Annotated in this window: 14 protein-coding genes; 13 read left to right on the top strand and 1 reads right to left on the bottom strand. The window is 38.8% G+C overall.

What is annotated here, in order from left to right:
* Positions 1 to 253: 253 nt before the first annotated feature.
* The 10 genes from recO (at position 254) to ACZ47Z_RS11665 (ending at position 14,769) form a co-directional block, all read left to right on the top strand.
* A complete protein-coding gene (recO, locus tag ACZ47Z_RS11710) occupies positions 254 to 970 on the top strand; it encodes a DNA repair protein RecO (protein WP_055158474.1) in 717 nt (238 codons plus the stop codon).
* A gap of 190 nt (positions 971 to 1,160) precedes the next feature.
* Positions 1,161 to 1,688, top strand: coding sequence for a V4R domain-containing protein (locus tag ACZ47Z_RS11705; protein ID WP_070103538.1), 528 nt, complete (start codon positions 1,161 to 1,163; stop codon positions 1,686 to 1,688).
* 2 nt (positions 1,689 to 1,690) lie between these two features.
* Complete coding sequence (locus ACZ47Z_RS11700; RefSeq protein ID WP_418293905.1) at positions 1,691 to 2,563, top strand: sensor domain-containing diguanylate cyclase; 873 nt, start codon at positions 1,691 to 1,693, stop codon at positions 2,561 to 2,563.
* A gap of 146 nt (positions 2,564 to 2,709) precedes the next feature.
* Positions 2,710 to 4,110 carry a glycine--tRNA ligase gene (locus ACZ47Z_RS11695; protein WP_020436143.1) on the top strand — a complete coding sequence of 467 codons (1,401 nt, stop codon included), beginning with the start codon at positions 2,710 to 2,712 and terminating at the stop codon, positions 4,108 to 4,110.
* A 265-nt stretch (positions 4,111 to 4,375) separates the two neighbouring features.
* The gene (locus ACZ47Z_RS11690) at positions 4,376 to 5,776 is read left to right on the top strand and encodes an aminopeptidase (RefSeq protein ID WP_054751762.1); all 1,401 of its coding nucleotides are present in this window, start codon (positions 4,376 to 4,378) and stop codon (positions 5,774 to 5,776) included.
* Between the two features lie 316 nt (positions 5,777 to 6,092).
* Positions 6,093 to 8,723 (top strand): pyruvate, phosphate dikinase, encoded by a 2,631-nt coding sequence (gene ppdK / locus ACZ47Z_RS11685; protein WP_155204070.1) that lies wholly within the window; start codon positions 6,093 to 6,095, stop codon positions 8,721 to 8,723.
* A 493-nt stretch (positions 8,724 to 9,216) separates the two neighbouring features.
* A complete protein-coding gene (locus ACZ47Z_RS11680; protein WP_054751764.1) occupies positions 9,217 to 10,530 on the top strand; it encodes an ABC transporter substrate-binding protein in 1,314 nt (437 codons plus the stop codon).
* Positions 10,531 to 10,652: 122 nt separating this feature from the next.
* The gene (locus ACZ47Z_RS11675) at positions 10,653 to 11,549 is read left to right on the top strand and encodes a carbohydrate ABC transporter permease (RefSeq protein ID WP_055161136.1); all 897 of its coding nucleotides are present in this window, start codon (positions 10,653 to 10,655) and stop codon (positions 11,547 to 11,549) included.
* A gap of 9 nt (positions 11,550 to 11,558) precedes the next feature.
* Complete coding sequence (locus ACZ47Z_RS11670; RefSeq protein WP_055161139.1) at positions 11,559 to 12,410, top strand: carbohydrate ABC transporter permease; 852 nt, start codon at positions 11,559 to 11,561, stop codon at positions 12,408 to 12,410.
* A 19-nt stretch (positions 12,411 to 12,429) separates the two neighbouring features.
* Positions 12,430 to 14,769, top strand: coding sequence for a glycoside hydrolase family 95 protein (locus tag ACZ47Z_RS11665; protein WP_155204066.1), 2,340 nt, complete (start codon positions 12,430 to 12,432; stop codon positions 14,767 to 14,769).
* Here the strand turns inward: ACZ47Z_RS11665 and ACZ47Z_RS11660 are convergent, their stop codons facing one another.
* Positions 14,770 to 15,774: a LacI family DNA-binding transcriptional regulator gene (locus tag ACZ47Z_RS11660; RefSeq protein WP_173021114.1), complete on the bottom strand. Its 1,005-nt coding sequence runs from the start codon at positions 15,772 to 15,774 to the stop codon at positions 14,770 to 14,772.
* Positions 15,775 to 16,136: 362 nt separating this feature from the next.
* Between ACZ47Z_RS11660 and ACZ47Z_RS11655 the strand changes: the two genes are divergently transcribed.
* From ACZ47Z_RS11655 to ACZ47Z_RS11645, 3 genes are read left to right on the top strand one after another with little or no spacing between them, the layout of a single operon-like run.
* Positions 16,137 to 16,622 carry an RNA polymerase sigma factor gene (locus ACZ47Z_RS11655; protein WP_054751776.1) on the top strand — a complete coding sequence of 162 codons (486 nt, stop codon included), beginning with the start codon at positions 16,137 to 16,139 and terminating at the stop codon, positions 16,620 to 16,622.
* Positions 16,619 to 18,064: a DUF4367 domain-containing protein gene (locus tag ACZ47Z_RS11650; RefSeq protein WP_155204061.1), complete on the top strand. Its 1,446-nt coding sequence runs from the start codon at positions 16,619 to 16,621 to the stop codon at positions 18,062 to 18,064. Before ACZ47Z_RS11655 ends, ACZ47Z_RS11650 begins: the two co-directional genes overlap by 4 nt.
* A gap of 15 nt (positions 18,065 to 18,079) precedes the next feature.
* Positions 18,080 to 18,805 carry a hypothetical protein gene (locus tag ACZ47Z_RS11645; RefSeq protein WP_155204059.1) on the top strand — a complete coding sequence of 242 codons (726 nt, stop codon included), beginning with the start codon at positions 18,080 to 18,082 and terminating at the stop codon, positions 18,803 to 18,805.
* Positions 18,806 to 18,903 lie beyond the last annotated feature (98 nt).

The raw sequence follows: 18,903 nt of genomic DNA, 5'->3' as shown, positions 1-18,903 counted from the left end.
AGCAAGTTTCTCTTGGTCTGGTTTTCCAAAATCTTAACATGTGTCAAACATCCAGCAAAACTCATATCCAAAAAAATCCCTCCTAGAACATCTCCTTGTATTTACACGCGAAATCGGATATATTAGAAGATATTGGAAATGCGTTGCACGAAGCATCCGCAGGCATCGTAGTTGTGGGTTTTGTCTCCAACATCTTTACAAATATAGCAGAAAGAAGGTGACTTTCATCGTGAATCAGATCGTTTTGACAGGAATGGTGCTTTCTGTCGCACCGGTGGGCGAGTACGACCGCAGAGTTGTCATACTTACAAAAGAACAGGGGAAGATCTCAGCCTTTGCAAAGGGATCAAGAAGACCAAACAGTCCTCTAGTGGGAGCGGTGAATCCATTTACTTTCGGTGAATTCATGATGTATGAAGGTCGTTCTTCTTACACAATTCAGTCTGTAAATGTATCAAATTATTTTTCAGAATTGAGAGCAGATGTGGTAGGTGCATATTATGGCTTTTATTTCCTTGAGGTTGCGAATTACTATGCGAGGGAACGAAATGATGAGCGGGAACTTTTAAAATTACTTTATCAGACGATGCGTGCGCTGACAAATCCACATCTTCCGAATCAGTTGATCCGTTACATTTTCGAGTTGAAAGTGCTGACAATCAACGGACAGGGACCGCAGGTGTTCCAGTGTGTACAGTGTGGCGACCGGACGAGGCCGGCAGTGTTCAGCGCGGCGAAGGGCGGACTTGTGTGTAATGAATGTGACGGAGAAGTGAGAGACGGAATGTTTCTTGACGGTTCTACGCTGTATACGATGCAGTATATTGAATCCAGTACAATTGAGAAATTATATACATTTAACGTGAAGCCGGAAGTGTTGGAGAAGTTTGGACGTGTGATGGGACGGTTGATGAAGATGTATGTAGATAAGGAGTTCAAGTCTCTGGAGATACTGCAGACATTGCTGTGATATTTGGGGTATTATTTAAAAATTCTCAACAACATTTAAGACATTATGCAATTGTTGAATCATGAAAAAAATCATGCTATACTACGGTTATATCACCTGTTACATGACAGTGTGAAACGAGTGCATTTTGTTGTAAATGTAATAGTAGCAGAGGAAAGAAAAGAGAAAAATGATGGACGAGAACATTTTTATGAAGGAGAAGAAACCGATTTCTTTCGAAGACTACCTTGAATATGATGAGAACAGCAGGGGGAATCTTGGAGGAGAACTCCCTGTGATTGTATATCGGCTATTGGAATATTCTATAAAAGACGAGCTTGCGGTACGTTACGGAAGAGCAGAACAGGTTGAGATTTTCCGGAATGCGGGAAGGAAAGCGGGAGAATTTTTTGCACGTAAGATGCTGAATCTGAATCAGCCGCTGGATCAGTTTGTGGGTGAACTCCAGAAGAAGATGGCAGAAATGAAGATTGGAGTACTCCGTATTGAATCAGTAGACGAGGAGAGCGGGCAGATCATTCTGACCGTCTCGGAAGATGCGGACTGTTCGGGGCTTCCGGTGCTTGGTGAGACTGTCTGCAATTATGATGAAGGATTTATTTCCGGAATTTTATCTTTATACTCTGGAAAGGAATATGTAGCAGTGGAAACGGACTGCTGGGCTACAGGAGGCCGTGTCTGCCGTTTCCAGGCAGATGTAAGAGAAGGTGACAGTTAGTTATGGAAGAGAAAAACTGTGAGATATTATTTGAATATCTGAGGGATATTATATATGATTCCGAGAATGCAAAGTTGGATCTTGAACAGCTGGACGAACCTTTTTTGAAACTTGGAATGGGACTTCAATATTTGGATAAAGCAGTGAAAGAAATGAAGCATTATTCGGCGGAGATTTCAAAGGGAAATCTGTCAATTGAAGCACCGGGGCGAGATAATTTCCTCTGTGAGAATCTGAAGAATATCCATGCGAATCTGAACCATCTCACCTGGCAGGCAAAGCAGGTGGCGAAAGGGGATTATTCTCAGAGTGTTTCTTATCTGGGAGAATTTTCAGAAGCATTTAATACAATGACAAAGCAGTTGAAAGAACGAGAAGAGGAACTTGAAGAAGAGGCTTACAGAGACAAACTTACAGGGATTGGAAATCGTCATCTGTTCCATGAACGGGCGGAGACGATGCTTGCTACAGGAAAGAAGATTGTCTTTTGTTATTGTGATCTTGATCATTTGAAATATGTGAATGACTATTTTGGACATCAGGAAGGAGATCAGTATCTGAAACATTTTGTCGATATAGTGAAAGCAAACATTCGGCCGGGAGATCTCTTTGTGCGTCTTGGCGGTGATGAATTCTGTATTGTGCTCCTGAATTGTTCGAAAGAAATTATGAAGAAGAAATTTGAGCATGTGTATGAAGTATTCTGTAAGGAGGAAGACAATGACTATCCGAAGAGCTTCAGTTACGGTATTACAGAACTCCCTGAAAGACATGATATAGTTTCTACCGAAGAGATTCTGCAAAGAGCGGATGAAGTTATGTATGAATATAAGCGGAAACATAAAGAGAAGTACTTAAAACAGCTTGAAAAATAAGGCATTAGTAGTTATAATAAGTAACATTGATGTGCAAGGTGAATATTTTCTTAAGAAAATGTGGATAACTTCTCTGAAAATACTGACCAAAGTGCATAAGGTATATAAATAATGTAAATGATAAAAAAGAATGTGAGGAACATACAATGGTTGAAAAGACAATGGACAAGATCGTAGCACTCGCAAAGTCAAGAGGATTCGTATATCCGGGTTCTGAGATCTACGGCGGACTTGCCAACACATGGGATTATGGTAATCTTGGTGTTGAACTTAAGAATAATGTGAAGAGAGCATGGTGGAAGAAGTTCATTCAGGAGAATCCATACAACGTTGGAGTTGACTGTGCAATCCTTATGAACCCACAGACATGGGTTGCTTCCGGACATCTTGGAGGATTCAGTGATCCGCTGATGGACTGTAAACAGTGTCATGAGCGTTTCCGTGCAGATAAGATTATTGAAGATTATGCAGCAGAGAATGGAATCGAGCTTGAGAGCTCTGTAGACGGATGGACACAGGAGCAGATGGCAGCATTTATCGAGGATAATAACATTCCATGTCCGACTTGTGGAAAGCATGATTTTACAGATATCCGTCAGTTCAACCTGATGTTCAAGACATTCCAGGGTGTTACAGAGGATGCGAAGAACACAGTATACCTTCGTCCTGAGACAGCACAGGGTATCTTTGTAAACTTCAAGAATGTACAGCGTACATCCAGAAAGAAACTTCCATTCGGTATCGGACAGATCGGTAAGTCTTTCCGTAACGAGATCACACCGGGTAACTTTACATTCCGTACAAGAGAGTTCGAGCAGATGGAGCTTGAGTTCTTCTGCAAACCAGACACAGACCTTGAGTGGTTTGATTACTGGAAGAGCTTCTGCCTGAACTGGCTGTCATCTCTTGGACTGAAAGATGAGGAAGTACGTTACCGTGACCATGATCAGGAAGAGCTTTCCTTCTACAGTAAGGCTACTACAGACGTTGAGTTCCTTTTCCCATTCGGATGGGGTGAGCTGTGGGGAATCGCTGACCGTACGGATTATGACCTGACTCAGCATCAGAATGTATCCGGACAGGATATGACATACTTTGATGATGAGACAAAGGAGAAATACATTCCATACGTTATCGAGCCATCACTTGGTGCTGACCGTGTTGTACTTGCATTCCTTTGCAGTGCATATGATGAGGAGAATATCGGAACAGAAGAGAAACCGGATATGAGAACTGTACTTCATTTCCATCCGGCACTGGCTCCGGTTAAGATCGGTGTGCTCCCACTTTCCAAGAAACTGAACGAAGGCGCAGAGAAAGTATTTGCAGAGTTATCCAAGTACTACAACTGTGAGTTCGATGATCGTGGAAATATCGGAAAACGTTACCGTCGTCAGGACGAGATCGGTACTCCATTCTGTGTAACATATGACTTCGATTCTGAGGAAGACGGAGCTGTTACAGTACGTGACCGTGATACAATGGAACAGGAAAGAGTTAAGATTGAAGATCTGAAAGCATACTTCGAGAAGAAATTCGAGTGGTAAGATAAATAAGAAAAGCCCGGACTGTAGTTCACAGGTAAGCTTGTGGATTCAGTTTGGGCTGTTTCTTTATAGATTTTTTGAAATAGCATGGAAGATAGAATGTTACTGTTCACTCCCGTGTCAATCACTCCGCTGATTGACACGGAGGATGCGTGTCTTGACTTGAATGCATCTCGCCCCATCGCCAAAGGCGATTTAAAATGGCGAGATGCGTTGCTGGTCGCACATCGTGTGAATAGTAACGATAGAACAGGAGGAGAATGACATGGACAGAAAAAATGCATGGACAACTTACAGTAAGGAAGAGCTGGACAGATTAGAACAGGTGAATACAGAATACAAGAACTGCCTTGATGCCGGCAAGACAGAGCGCGAGTGTGTTGCACTGGCAGTTGAAAAGGCAAAAGCAGAGGGATATAAGGATATCAGAGATATCATTAAAAATGGAGAAGAAGTGAAAGCCGGAGATAAACTGTATGCCGTGTGTATGAACAAAACAATTGCGCTGTTTCATATGGGTACAAAACCGCTGACAGAAGGTATGAATATTCTTGGAGCTCATATCGATTCCCCGCGCATTGACGTAAAGCAGAATCCTTTGTATGAAAATGAAGAGTTTGCTTATCTTGATACACATTATTATGGTGGAATCAAGAAATATCAGTGGGTGACACTTCCACTTGCCCTTCATGGAGTGATTGCAAAGAAAGATGGCACAACAGTTCAGGTAAGTATCGGTGAAAAAGAAGATGATCCGGTCTTTGTTATCACGGATCTGCTGATCCATCTCGCGTCGAAACAGATGGAGAAAAAGGCTGCAACGGTTGTAGAAGGAGAGAAGCTTGATCTTCTGATCGGAAGCCGCCCGATTGAGCAGGATGAAACATTAGAAGAAAAGGAAAAAGAGGCTGTAAAAGCAAATGTAATCAATCTTCTGAAACAATATTATGACATGGAGGAAGAGGATTTCCTCTCCGCAGAGCTTGAAATTGTTCCGGCAGGAAAGGCTCGTGACTGTGGATTGGATCGCAGTATGGTGCTTGCTTACGGACAAGATGATCGTGTGTGTGCATTCACATCCCTCTTTGCAATGCTCGATGTGGAAGAAGTAGAGCACACAGCATGCTGTATTCTTGTAGATAAAGAGGAAATCGGAAGTGTTGGCGCGACCGGAATGCATTCTCGTTTCTTTGAAAATACAGTTGCAGAACTTGTGGCACTGACAGAAGGGGAGTCTGACCTGAAAGTCAGAAGAGCGCTGATGAATTCCAGAATGCTTTCTTCTGATGTGAGCGCAGCTTATGATCCGATGTATGCTGAAGTATTCGAAAAACGCAGTTCTGCATTCTTTGGAAAAGGACTTGTATTCAACAAGTTTACAGGTGCTCGCGGAAAGAGCGGTTCTAATGACGCAAATGCAGAATATCTTGCAAAGATCAGAAATGCAATGGATGCGCAGAGTGTTGCATACCAGTTCGCAGAACTTGGAAAAGTAGATGCCGGCGGTGGTGGAACAATTGCTTACATTATGGCAAATTATGGCATGGAAGTCATCGACAGCGGTGTCGCAGTGTTGAGTATGCATGCGCCGTGGGAAGTGACAAGCAAGGCAGATGTGTATGAAGCTTATAAGGGATATAAGGCATTTATTGAAGAAATGAGATAAGGGCAGAAAATTGTATATTAATCACAAAAAAATAGTTGTTTCCAAGTTCTTATAAAGCATGGACAACTATTTTTTTGTGCATGTTGTACATTACATGGAGATTAATGCAAATATGCAAAATGACAGCCTGATGGACGATGTGTTTACAATTTGTGAAAGATAGGTTAACCAATATGAAAAGTATACAAAAAGCATTTGTAAAAATTGTATATAATTACGAACAAAAGACTTGACTCATAAGTATAAAACCATTAAAATATTATATGCGAAATAAAATTATTTTATTTGTAAAAATTATTTTAGGAGGTCATTGATCATGGCAAAATGGGTTTATATGTTCACTGAAGGTAACGCAGATATGAGAAACCTTCTCGGTGGAAAAGGCGCAAACCTGGCAGAGATGACAAATCTGGGTCTTCCTGTACCACAGGGATTCACAGTAACAACAGAGGCTTGTACGCAGTACTATGAGGATGGCAGACAGATCAACGATGAGATTATGGCTCAGATCATGGAAGCTATCGATAAGATGGAAGGAATTACAGGTAAGAAATTCGGAGATAAAGAGAACCCGCTTCTCGTTTCCGTACGTTCAGGAGCTAGAGCTTCTATGCCTGGTATGATGGATACAATTCTTAACCTTGGACTTAACGAAGAGGTTGTTGAGACACTGGCAAAAGCTTCAGGCAACCCACGTTGGGCTTGGGACTGCTACAGAAGATTCATCCAGATGTTCTCCGATGTAGTTATGGAAGTTGGTAAGAAATACTTCGAGGAACTGATCGACAAGATGAAAGAAGAGAAAGGTGTTAAACAGGATGTAGATCTTGACGCTGATGATCTTAAGAAACTTGCAGAGCAGTTCAAGGCTGAGTACAAAGAGAAGATCGGTGAGGACTTCCCTACAGATCCTAAGGTACAGCTTATGGAAGCTGTTAAGGCTGTATTCCGTTCATGGGATAACCCAAGAGCTAACGTATACCGCCGTGACAATGACATCCCTTATTCATGGGGAACAGCTGTCAACGTACAGATGATGGCATTTGGTAATATGGGAGATGACTGTGGTACAGGTGTTGCTTTCACACGTGACCCTGCTACAGGAGAGAATGGTCTGTTCGGAGAGTTCCTGACAAACGCTCAGGGAGAGGACGTTGTTGCCGGTGTTCGTACACCTATGCACATTTCCGAGATGGAGCAGAAGTTCCCAGAAGCATTCGCACAGTTCAAAGATGTATGCAAGACTCTGGAGACTCACTACAGAGATATGCAGGACATGGAATTCACTGTAGAGCACGGTAAACTGTACATGCTTCAGACACGTAATGGTAAGAGAACAGCTCAGGCAGCTCTTAAGATTGCCTGCGACCTTGTAGATGAAGGAATGAGAACAGAGGAAGAGGCTGTTGCAATGATCGACCCTCGTAACCTTGATTCCCTGCTTCACCCACAGTTCGATGCGAAAGCTCTGAAAGCTGCTACACCAATGGCAAAAGCACTTGGAGCATCACCAGGAGCTGCTTGTGGTAAGATCGTATTCACAGCTGATGACGCTGTAGAGTGGGCTGCAAGAGGAGAGAAAGTTATCCTTGTTCGTCTTGAGACATCACCAGAAGATATCACAGGTATGAAGTCTGCTCAGGGTATCCTGACAGTTCGTGGTGGTATGACATCTCACGCAGCTGTAGTTGCTCGTGGAATGGGAACATGCTGCGTATCTGGTTGTGGTGACATCACAATGGACGAAGCTAATAAGAAATTTACACTTGGTGGAAAAGAATTCCACGAGGGAGATGCAATCTCACTTGATGGATCCACAGGTGCTATCTATGACGGAATCATCCCGACTGTAGACGCTACAATCGCTGGTGAGTTCGGAAGAATCATGGGATGGGCTGACAAGTACAGAACTATGAAGGTTCGTACAAACGCTGATACACCGGCTGACGCTAAGAAAGCTCGTGAGCTTGGTGCAGAAGGTATCGGACTTTGCCGTACAGAGCATATGTTCTTCGAAGGCAACAGAATCGACGCATTCCGTGAGATGATCTGTGCAGAGACAGTAGAAGAAAGAGAAGCAGCACTTGCTAAGATTCTTCCAGAGCAGCAGGGAGACTTCGAGAAACTTTACGAAGCTCTTGAAGGTAACCCGGTTACAATTCGTTTCCTTGATCCACCGCTTCATGAGTTCGTTCCTACAGAGGAAGAGGACATCAAGAAACTGGCTGATGCTCAGGGCAAAACAGTTGACCAGATCAAAGCTATTATCGACAGCCTGCACGAGTTCAACCCAATGATGGGACACCGTGGATGCCGTCTTGCAGTTACATACCCAGAGATTGCTAAGATGCAGACAAGCGCTGTTATCCGTGCAGCAATCAATGTAAAGAAAGCTCATCCGGATTGGAACGTAAAACCTGAGATTATGATCCCACTCGTTGGAGATATCAAAGAGCTCAAATACGTTAAGAAATTCGTTGTAGAGACAGCTGACGCTGAGATCGCAGCAGCTGGAAGCGACCTTGAGTACGAGGTTGGTACAATGATCGAGATCCCAAGAGCTGCTCTTACAGCTGACGATATCGCAAAAGAAGCTGACTTCTTCTGCTTCGGAACAAACGACCTTACACAGATGACATACGGATTCTCCCGTGATGACGCTGGTAAGTTCCTCGATGCTTACTATGATGCTAAGATCTTCGAGAACGATCCATTTGCAAAACTGGATCAGGTTGGTGTTGGCAAGCTCATGAAGATGGCTATCGAACTCGGAAAACCGGTTAATCCAAACCTGCATGTAGGTATCTGTGGAGAGCACGGTGGAGATCCAAGCTCTGTAGAGTTCTGCGACAGCATCGGACTTGACTATGTATCCTGCTCACCATTCCGTGTACCGATTGCTCGTCTTGCAGCAGCACAGGCAGCAATTGCCAAGAAGAACGCTTAATTATAGTTGTTAGTAGATTATACATAGAAGCTTCTTTGGAAGTACACTGACAAGTGAATTAGAAAAATAGAATCTCCCCTCATATCTGATGGAATCAATTAGATTTCATTCGGTGTGAGGGGAGATTTTTTTGACTTTATATTGAGAAAGTGTTATTTAGGGGAGGATTTGGAAGCGGTTCAATGATTTGATTAGCAGAAATTCTATTTGTTATATTTGAAATAAATAAACCGGTTTATTTATTAGGAAGGAGGCATTTATGACAAGAAAGATAAATGTTATTAGTGCGTTTTTTAAGAATTCTTTACGGTTAAAACTGTGCAAATTGCACTAAAAAAGGAAATGAAAATTGTATAACACGACAAAATAAACAAAAAGTGATTGACAAAACAAATATATAAATATATTATTAATTTAACAGTTGTTATTTAACAAAAAAATGAACCGGTTCACTTTTGGAAAACAGAAACCATTTAATAACAGGAGGATGTATATGAAAGCAAAAAAAATATTAGCTATGACGGTAGCTACAGCAATGACAGTTGGTATGCTTGCAGGATGTGGATCTACAGGAGAGAAGAAAGAAAGTGGTTCAGATAGTGAGCAGATCACATTAAATTATTGGACATGGTTCCCAAGTAAAGATCAGATTCAAGAAACAGTTGATGCGTTTGAAAAAGAGAATCCTAATATTAAGATAAATATGACAGTAATGGAAAGCAAAGCTTTCCAGGAGAAAGTCCCGCTTGCATTAAGTACAGAGGAAGATATTGATGTTATTGGAGTTCAGCCATCAGCATTTGCAGAAGAAGTTCAGGATTATCTAGCAAATCTGGATGAATTAATGCCAGATGTTGTTGGTGCAGATTGGAAAGATGCTTATTCAGAAAAATGTCTTGAGCAGGGAAATCAGCTGACAAGTGGAGACACAAAGATGCTTGTGCTTACAAATTCTGGTTCGATGGTAGGATTTTATAATGCAGCTCTGTTAAAGGATATCGGAGCAGAAGTTCCAAAGACATTTGCAGAGTACAAAGCAGTGGCAGAAGCATTTAAAGCTAAATATCCTGACAAATATGTAAGTGTATTTGCCGGAAAAGACTCTTGGGTTGTAGACGAGATGATGCTGACAGTTCTTGGCCAGCAGGGAGATTATTATAATAAGTGGAGATATGAAGGTGCTCCTGTTGACAGTGAAGAATATAAACAGGCAATCAACGGATTAAAGAAATATTTTGATGAAGGAATCTTCTCAGCAGACGTTCTTGACCTGGATTATGCAAGTGCAACAGAGGAATTTACAAATGGTGATGCTCTTGTTTACTATATGGGTTCATGGGAAGCACCATTATTATCTAAGACATTAAGAGAAGGAAATGGAATCAAACTTGAAAATGTTGGAGCAATGGCTCTTCCGACAGCAGAGGATAATGGACAGCTTACAGTACGTTCCTATATCGACTCCGGAATCGGTGTAGTTGATTATTCAGAGAAGAAAGAAGCTGCAGCTAAGTTTGTTGCTTACCTTACATTAGGAGATGGAGCTGACATCTTTGGAAAACAGCTTACAGGAACTTCCGCTAAAAAGGATTTTACAGTAGATGCTTCTTTATTTGATACAGATGAATCCAAGGCTGGATGGGATACAGTTGTTGATTTGATTAATACAGCTACAGCTGACAGAAATAACGTTTCAGGATATTCTGATATCGAAGGTGCTGCAGTACAGAGTGTACTTAACGGATCTGCAACTACAGAGAGTGCATTGAAAGATCTTCAGAAAGAATGGACAAGTGGAAAATATTAATCAGTAAGACAATTGAGAATCTGATGCTAATATAAAAAGGGGACTTTCAGCTGCATGACTGTTATGAAAAACAAGTAAAGCAGTTGATCGTCCCTTTTTCTACAGGAATTGAGGATATAAACATGACAAGTAAAAAAACAAAATTGAAGGTGACGAAAAGAAATAACAAGGCGGGATTTTTATTTCTTCTTCCATTGATTGTTATTTTCATAGGATTATTAGGATATAGTTTTTATTTTCTAATTTTAAATAGTTTTAGAGATGTAACGATAACATTTCGCAGATCCGAATTTGTCGGCTTAGCGAATTATCAAACAATATTCAAAGATAAAAGTTTTTGGATATCACTTTTAAATACTTTTATTTTATCAACGGCTAACATTTTTTGTGGTTTAACTTTTGGATTTATTATATCAATCATACTGAATTTCAAAATTAAAGGAAAAAGATTTTTCCATGCATTGTTTTTTATTCCGTCAATGCTTCCGATTGCATTGATGGCAACAGTTTTTGGATCAATGCTCGAGTATAAGAATGGTATTGTGAATCAGATTTTAAGAGGAGTTGGACTTGGTGCACTTGCGCAGAGATGGCTTGCAGATCCAAAACTAGCAATGGGAGCTGTATGTTCCGTATCTATTTTTATGATAGGTATTCCGATTATGTATTACACAGCTGATTTGACAACAATCAGCAGAAGTATTTTGGAAGCAGCTACAATTGATGGTGCAGGTATGAAAGATCAGTTATTATTGATTATTTTCCCTGTTTTGAAAAATACACATAAAACAATTATTCTTTCCATGCTTCTTGGTGGATTTAGAGAAATGGAACGTGTTTATTTGATGACAGATGGAGGTCCAGGCGGAAGCACTGAGATTATCGGAACCTATATTTATCGTGCTACACGATCAGCGGGATCAAATATAGGGCTCGTTTGTGCAGCTGCGATTATTGTATTAATTGTTGCATTTATTATTTCATTTATTCAGTTAAAGATGACATCAAAGAATGGGTAGGTGTTGGATATGAGAAAGAAAAAAGAAAAAGACTATGAACTCGAACAAGATTTATTTGCAATTTCAAAAGCGAACAGAAGAGTAATGATCGTCTTCCTTATCATAATGTTAGCTTTGTGGTGTGTGCCTATTTATTCTTTGTTGAAAGACTCTTTAAAGGTACATGGAATAGAGAACTACTGGTATGTTCTTACAAATGAAGTAAATGGTGTTCCATTTTACCAGTACTTTGTGAATTCCATTATCAATGCTGTATTTGCATCTGCATTACTGGTTCTGATCTGTTCATTTTCAGGATTTGCATTTTCTAAAATTGAATTTGCGGGAAGAAAAGTGATTTATAATCTGGTTTTAATGTGTCTTGCAATTTCAGGACCGATTTTGATTATACCGTTCTTCTATATTTATAAGACTGCACATTTGTATAATACACATTTAGCAATTATTCTTTCGGAGTGTTTGATTACAATTCCGTTTGGAGTACTCATGATGAAAAACTTCTTCGATGGACTTCCGACTGAGTTGATGGAATCAGCAAATGTTGATGGTGCGTCTATCCAGCGTTGCTTTTTCAGTATTTATTTACCATTGGCAAAACCAGCGATCATTAACCTTGCTGTATTGCAGATTATGTGGTCTTTCCAGGATTTCCTTTTCCCATTGATGTTCCTTACGAAAGACAAGGCATATACAACAACGGTTGCAGTGAATGCATTTAAGGGAGCTTATGGAATGACTCCGCAAAATTTGGGACGATATAATGCAGCTCTTGTATTGATATCTATTCCAAGTATCTTGATATTTACTTTCGCACAGAAATTTATTGTAAATGGAATTACTTCAGGTGCGGTAAAAGAATAGACATGAAAGGTTTAATGCTATGAATAAAACATTAAAATATATTTCACCGGCAAAATCATTTACAGAAGCACTACCACTAGGAAATGGATCTCTTGGAGCAATGGTTTATGGAGGCGTTCCGGAGGAAAAAATCACTTTAAATTATGACACATTTTGGTCAGGAACAGGACATAGAGAAGAAAAAGAGATTGATTCAAGTACACTTGAGCAGGCAAGAAAATTAATCTTTGAAGAAAAATTTTGGGAAGCAGAAGAGTATATGAAGAAGAATATGCTCGGATTTTATAATGAATCTTATATGCCTTTAGGAATTCTCAGTTATGTGTTTGAAAAGGTCGATGAACCAAAAGAATATGTGCGATTCCTTGACCTAGAAAATGCTATATTTACTTCAAAATTCAAAAATCATGAAACAGAATATATCTCTAAGATGTTTATATCAAATCCGGCAAAAGCACTTGTAATTAAGATTACAGCCAACGGAATGGACAAATTGGATTTGAAAGTGAAGCTTGATAGCGAAGTGCAGCATACAATCAAGACAGAAAAGGATTGCTGTTTGTATGTAAGCGGAAATGCACCGTCTAATGTACAACCTAATTATGTTGCTTGCGAAAATCCGATTGTATATGATGAGAAGAATCCAGGAATGGCATTTTGTTGTTATTTGCAGGTTACTCATAAAGGTGGAACGGTTAGTGCAGATTTAGACGGTTTGAAAATTCAAGAAGCTGAAGAAGTAGTGTTTTACTTGACAGCAGCGGATGGATATAAGAAATACAATCAAAGGATTGAAACGAATCCAGAAGTGTGTGAAAAGAGCTGCGGTAATCAGATTCAGAAGTTGAATTCAAAAACATATAAAGAACTTGAGGAAGAACATATAGCAGATTATCAATCTGTTTATAAAAATGTATCACTTGAATTAGAAGAAATAGAAAATGATTTACCAACAGATGAACGTTTGAAACGTGTTCAGAATGGAAAACAGGATTTGGGGTTGTCATGTCTGTTTTTCCATTATAATCGTTATCTGATGATAGCATGTTCACGAAAAGGAACCCAACCGGCAAATTTACAAGGTATTTGGAGTGAAAGTATAAGACCTGTATGGAGCAGTAACTGGACAATCAATATTAATACCGAAATGAACTATTGGCTTAACGGGCCATGTAATCTAATTGAAAGCTTTACAGCATTTGTAGATTTCGTCGAAGAATTAAGTCATGCCGGAGAAGAAACAGCAAAGAAACAGTGTCATTGTTCAGGTTGGACAGCAAATCATAATGTTGATATATGGAGACAGACTGGTCCAGTAGATGGCGAACCTAAATATGCGTACTGGCCGATGGGCGGTGTATGGTTGTGCTCACAAAGTTATGAATACTATAGATATTCAAGAGATTTGGAGTACTTGAAAAATAAAATATATCCATCATTGAGAGGATCTGTTTTGTTTTGTCTTGATTGGTTACAACAAAGAGAAGATGGCCTTTATTATACAGCACCTTCTACCTCACCAGAAAATACATTTAAAGATGGGGAAGGACATGCTTGTGGCGTGAGTTACATGACAACAATGGATTTAGCAATTATAAAAGAATTATTTGCTAACTATTTGGAAGCATGTAATGTTCTTGGAATCAAAGAGGATTTGATCGAACAAGTGAATGAGCGCAGTAAGTTATTACCAAATTATCAGATTGGAAGAACAGGAAAGATTCAGGAATGGATTAAAGATTTCGAAGAATTTGATGTTGGACATCGACATTTCTCTCCGGTATTTGGATTCCATCCGGGACACTCAATAAAGAAAACAGATACTGAATTAGTAAAAGCATGTCAGAAGTTCATTGAAGAAAAGGTTGCAAACTATAAACAGCAAATAGGATGGAGTTGTGCATGGCTCATTAACTTGTGGGCAAGATTAGGTGATGGAACGAAAGCTAATTACTACTATGAAGAGTTGTTACGGCAATCAGTTTATAACAACCTTTTTGACCTTCATCCGCCATTAGGTGAAACGGAAGGAGAAAGGGAAGTATTCCAGATCGACGGTAATTTTGGAAGTGCAAGTGCTGTTGCTGAAATGCTTTTGAGTAGTGAAGATGGAAAAATTACTATTCTTCCAGCATTACCAGAGAGTTGGGAAAGCGGAAAAGTAAAAGGTCTTCTGGCTGTAGGTGGAGTTGAGGTGGATATCGCATGGAAAAATAAAAAACCAATTTCGATTTCACTTTGTTCTTCTGTAGATCAGTCTATAAATATTTTTTATGGAAATAAGAAGTTAACGGAAAAAATAGAATTAAAAAAACAGGAGCAGCAAATCATAGATCTGCACTCCTGTGAATGGATTTAATCATGTTAATTGACGGATGCTTTCCTTATAATGCATGGTTGGTTTGTGCATTATCGTTTTTGGATAATCAGAGTAGTCACCACAAATACGTCTGTAAAGAAGTTTTCCAGCCTCTGTGCCCATGACATTAGTAGGCTGTTCAGCAAAAGACAGTGGTGGATTTACTACATTTGCAAGTGGAAAGTTGTCAAATCCAATAACCGAGATATCATCTGGTATTTTTAATCGTAAATAGTTAATTGCAAGATAAGCACCAATAGTCATATCATAGTTACTGATGAATATGGCTGTTGGTCTTTTTTGGAGTTTGCACAAACGCATCATAGCTTCATAACCACCGTCTATACAGTAATCTCCGCATTGAATATAATCATCTGTAATTGTTAAACCAGCGTTTGTCATCGCTTTTTTATATCCATTTAGACGTCCATTACTAGTATAATGATTCGGACTTCCGGTGATAATAGCAATATCTTTATGTCCCAAATCAATTAAACGTTGAGTAGATTCATATCCCGCCAGTTCATTATCAAGAACGATGCAATCTGTTGCATGATCTTGGATTTCCTGGTCAAGTAGAATCAATGGAATATTACTTTTCTGAATCATTTCAATTTGTTTACCATCGGAGGCGTACGGAATCAGAACGATTCCATCAACCATACGATCAATTAGATACTGAGTTTTTCGCAATTCCATTTCTGCATTGTTGTGGCATTCGCACACAATAACACTATATCCTAAAGGTAATAATGTTGATTCGATTGATGAAATCATAGAAGTACAAAATGTAGAATCTAACATTGGCAACAAAATAGCAACAGAGAAAGATTTTGCATTGCGTAGTCCTTTTGCGATATTGTTTGGATGAAAATCAAGTTCTTTGATTGCTTCTTCTATAGCTAAACGAGTATTTTCTTTTACAGTTTTGCCATTAATGTATTTAGAAACTGTACCGACAGAAAGTCCGGCACGAGCGGCAACATCTCGAATTGTTGAAGCCAATATAATGCCTCCCTTCATAAATATGATAATTATATAAAAATTTTAGCATAATTAATAAAAGAAATCAAATGTTATAAAAAATGCTTTCTGAATTTTAAACATATCGAATTCAATAGGTTTAAAGTAGAATTAATGATATAAGCAAAAGTAAATGTCCCAATAATCAGTAGATCAATGAATGATTTGCTGATGTTTCTTTATATGAATGAGTTAATCTATGAGATAATATAAGAAAACTGCAAAAATGTTAGAGCTCGCTTGAAACAAAAAACAATTATTTTTGAAAATTAAGGGGATATTTTCGTTTTGAATCCGTCTAATCTATGTAAATAAAAGCTGGCTGGCAAAAAGGGGGTACCAAATTGACGAAGGAGGCACTTGGAGAATTGATTCTTTCATCAGAGCGACAATTGTATGCAACAGCAAAAACAATTTTGTCAGATGACCAGGATTGTGCTGATGCAATACAAGAATCGATTGTGAAAGCATTTTCTAAAATAGATACATTAAAAAAAGATCGCTATGCAAAGACCTGGTTGATGCGGATATTAATCAATGAATGCTATAACATTGCAAGGCGCATCAACGTCAATGAACCTTTGGATGAAGGATATGCAGAAAATATGAAGCAACCTAAAGAGAATCGGGATTACAGTGAATTGTATAGAGCTGTAAACGAACTGAAAGAAGAACTGCGGATTCCGGTGATCCTTTATTATATGGAGGAGTTCAATATAAGAGAGATTGCTCAGATCCTTGAGATATCCGAAGGCGCTGTACAAAAGAGACTTGTAAGGGCGAGGAAAACGCTGAAAAAGAAGATTCAATTGGAGGAGATTTTTATATGAGATTAGACGAATTAAAAAACGACTTTCCAGATATTCCGGATTTTGTTCACGATATGATTCAGGAAGAAGTAGAAAAACAAGTAAATTCATCAAACCTTACACCAATGCAGAGAAAAAGCAAGTTAAACCGAAGTATAAGTAGGGTAGCGGCTGCGGCAGCTGTGTGCATTATTGCAACATCAACCGTTGCTTATGCAGGAACAAAGCTTTATCATATGTACCTTGAAAAACAGGGAAACTACGGTACTTTAACTACTATAAAATCAGATGAGAATTCTGAAGACGTAAAACTTCCAGAAGAGATTCATGAAATCTCTGTCACATCAAACTATATTCCGGAAGGGATGGAATGGATCGCCGAAGGGTATAAGTTAGGCTATAAAGATACACTTGATACAGCAGGGATAACCGTTGATACTGTTTTGATGGATGAGAAGAGTCTGGATAAATCATTGTTGGATAGAAATGTTATAGAAAGTGAAAATCATGTTTTCGGATCCTATGATGGAATTTATCTCAAATACAATACAATAAATGGAGAAAACTCATTTGATCAAAGAATTTATCTTCTCTGTCCGAAAGAATATCGTGTTTTGACACTCTATATTGGAAATACAATTTCAAAAGAAGAAGCATATAAATTTGCTGAAAATCTTGTGATTACGGAAGAGGATGAAATGATCAAAACTGCTGACATGATTACCTGGAGTGATATTATTGAACCGACAGTCTATGCAGATAAAATAGATGTAACAAATGGTCAGCTGTCGGTTCGTCAAATTGGAGAAGCTTTTAATTTAGATTCTTATGCTGAAGATAATAACGGAAATAACATTACTACAGATAAGGTGACAGCTTGTGTAGATAAAGTACAGATCGCAGATAATTTACAGCTTTTAGACAGTGATAAAATTCCGAAAGTCTGGAAGACGGCAGTTGATGCAAACGGAAAACTGGTACAGAATCATTTATCATATATAAAAAAAGGTGATGGTGTAAATAATCTGGATTCAGTTGTAAGAGAAGAAAACATGGATCAGAAATTACTGTTTTTGACTGTCACATACACAAATATATCAGAGGAAGAACTCAATCATATGCTCTATCTAGGCACGCTGATTGCTCTTTCGAAACAGAATGATGGCACGTATACTATTTACATGCCTGGTACAGAAGCTGGTGAGGATTATGATTATTATATAAGTGACAGTGTTGCCAAAACAGCTGAAATGACTTATTCCAGCGTACAAGATGACTATGGTCAAGGGAAGAATTATATTCCATCGTTAAAGCCTGGTGAGAGTGTTCAAGTCAATATGGCATGGATTGTTAATGAAAAAGATATTAAGAATTTATATTTGAATCTGAATGGAACAGGAGGATGTTATGAAATAACTGAAAACATGTGTCATACAGGAGTCGTTTATGTTGGGAAGGAATGACGGAAGGAAATAGTTGTGAAGAAGAAAATAATAACTTGTGCGGGTGTTTCTTTTGTCATTATATTCGTGTTACTATCTGTTAATTTCTTACAAAGCGGAACAGGTAGCATAAGTAAAGAGAATATAGAAAAAGAAAATGAATTAAAAAAAAGTCTTGATGTGGTAGCCCAAGAAGAGGAGCCAGATGAAGTATCTAAAGAATTTGCAAACAAACTAGGAGTTGATGCAAAAAATGTTGTTTCTACAGGAAAGCAAATAGCAAGTACGAAGTATAGTTTTACAGTTTTATCTTGGACAAGAGGAAAAGAGTATCCTGGTTATGTACTTCCAAAAGGAAAAGATCTTTCCAATTATCCGGGAGCTGAATTAGATGAGCAGGGAAATATCACGAATGATTTCTCTTATATTGTAGTTAATCTTTCCGTGAAAAATCAGAGCGATAAAAAGATAGAGAACGATCTTATCTGGGGTTATATTCGACTGAGATTCCTCTTTCCACCATCAGAATATGAGGACTATGTGGGAGAAGTGTCTTATCTAGGTGAAGAGACACCAAGGGTTCTAAATCATAATTACTATGCTGAGACTTTTGAACCAGGAGAAGAAAAACAAATGGCATTGATTTTTGTTGCAAACGATGAATTATTGAAATCTGAAGCAATTTATTTGGAGATCAATCCAACGGGAGCTGTTATTGATAATCCGGAGTATGATATCCGTCGTTATATTATATTGAATTGATGATACAAAGTGAAACTGAAGTAAATTATAAAATGTAAGCTGTGAAAGAATGCGAAGAATTTTCTCGCAGCTTATATTTTATATAAGTCTTTCCCACC

Source organism: Mediterraneibacter faecis (genome assembly GCF_055383675.1).
The sequence above is the reverse complement of the archived record's forward strand: the minus strand, read 5'-3'. Positions and strand labels throughout refer to the sequence as shown.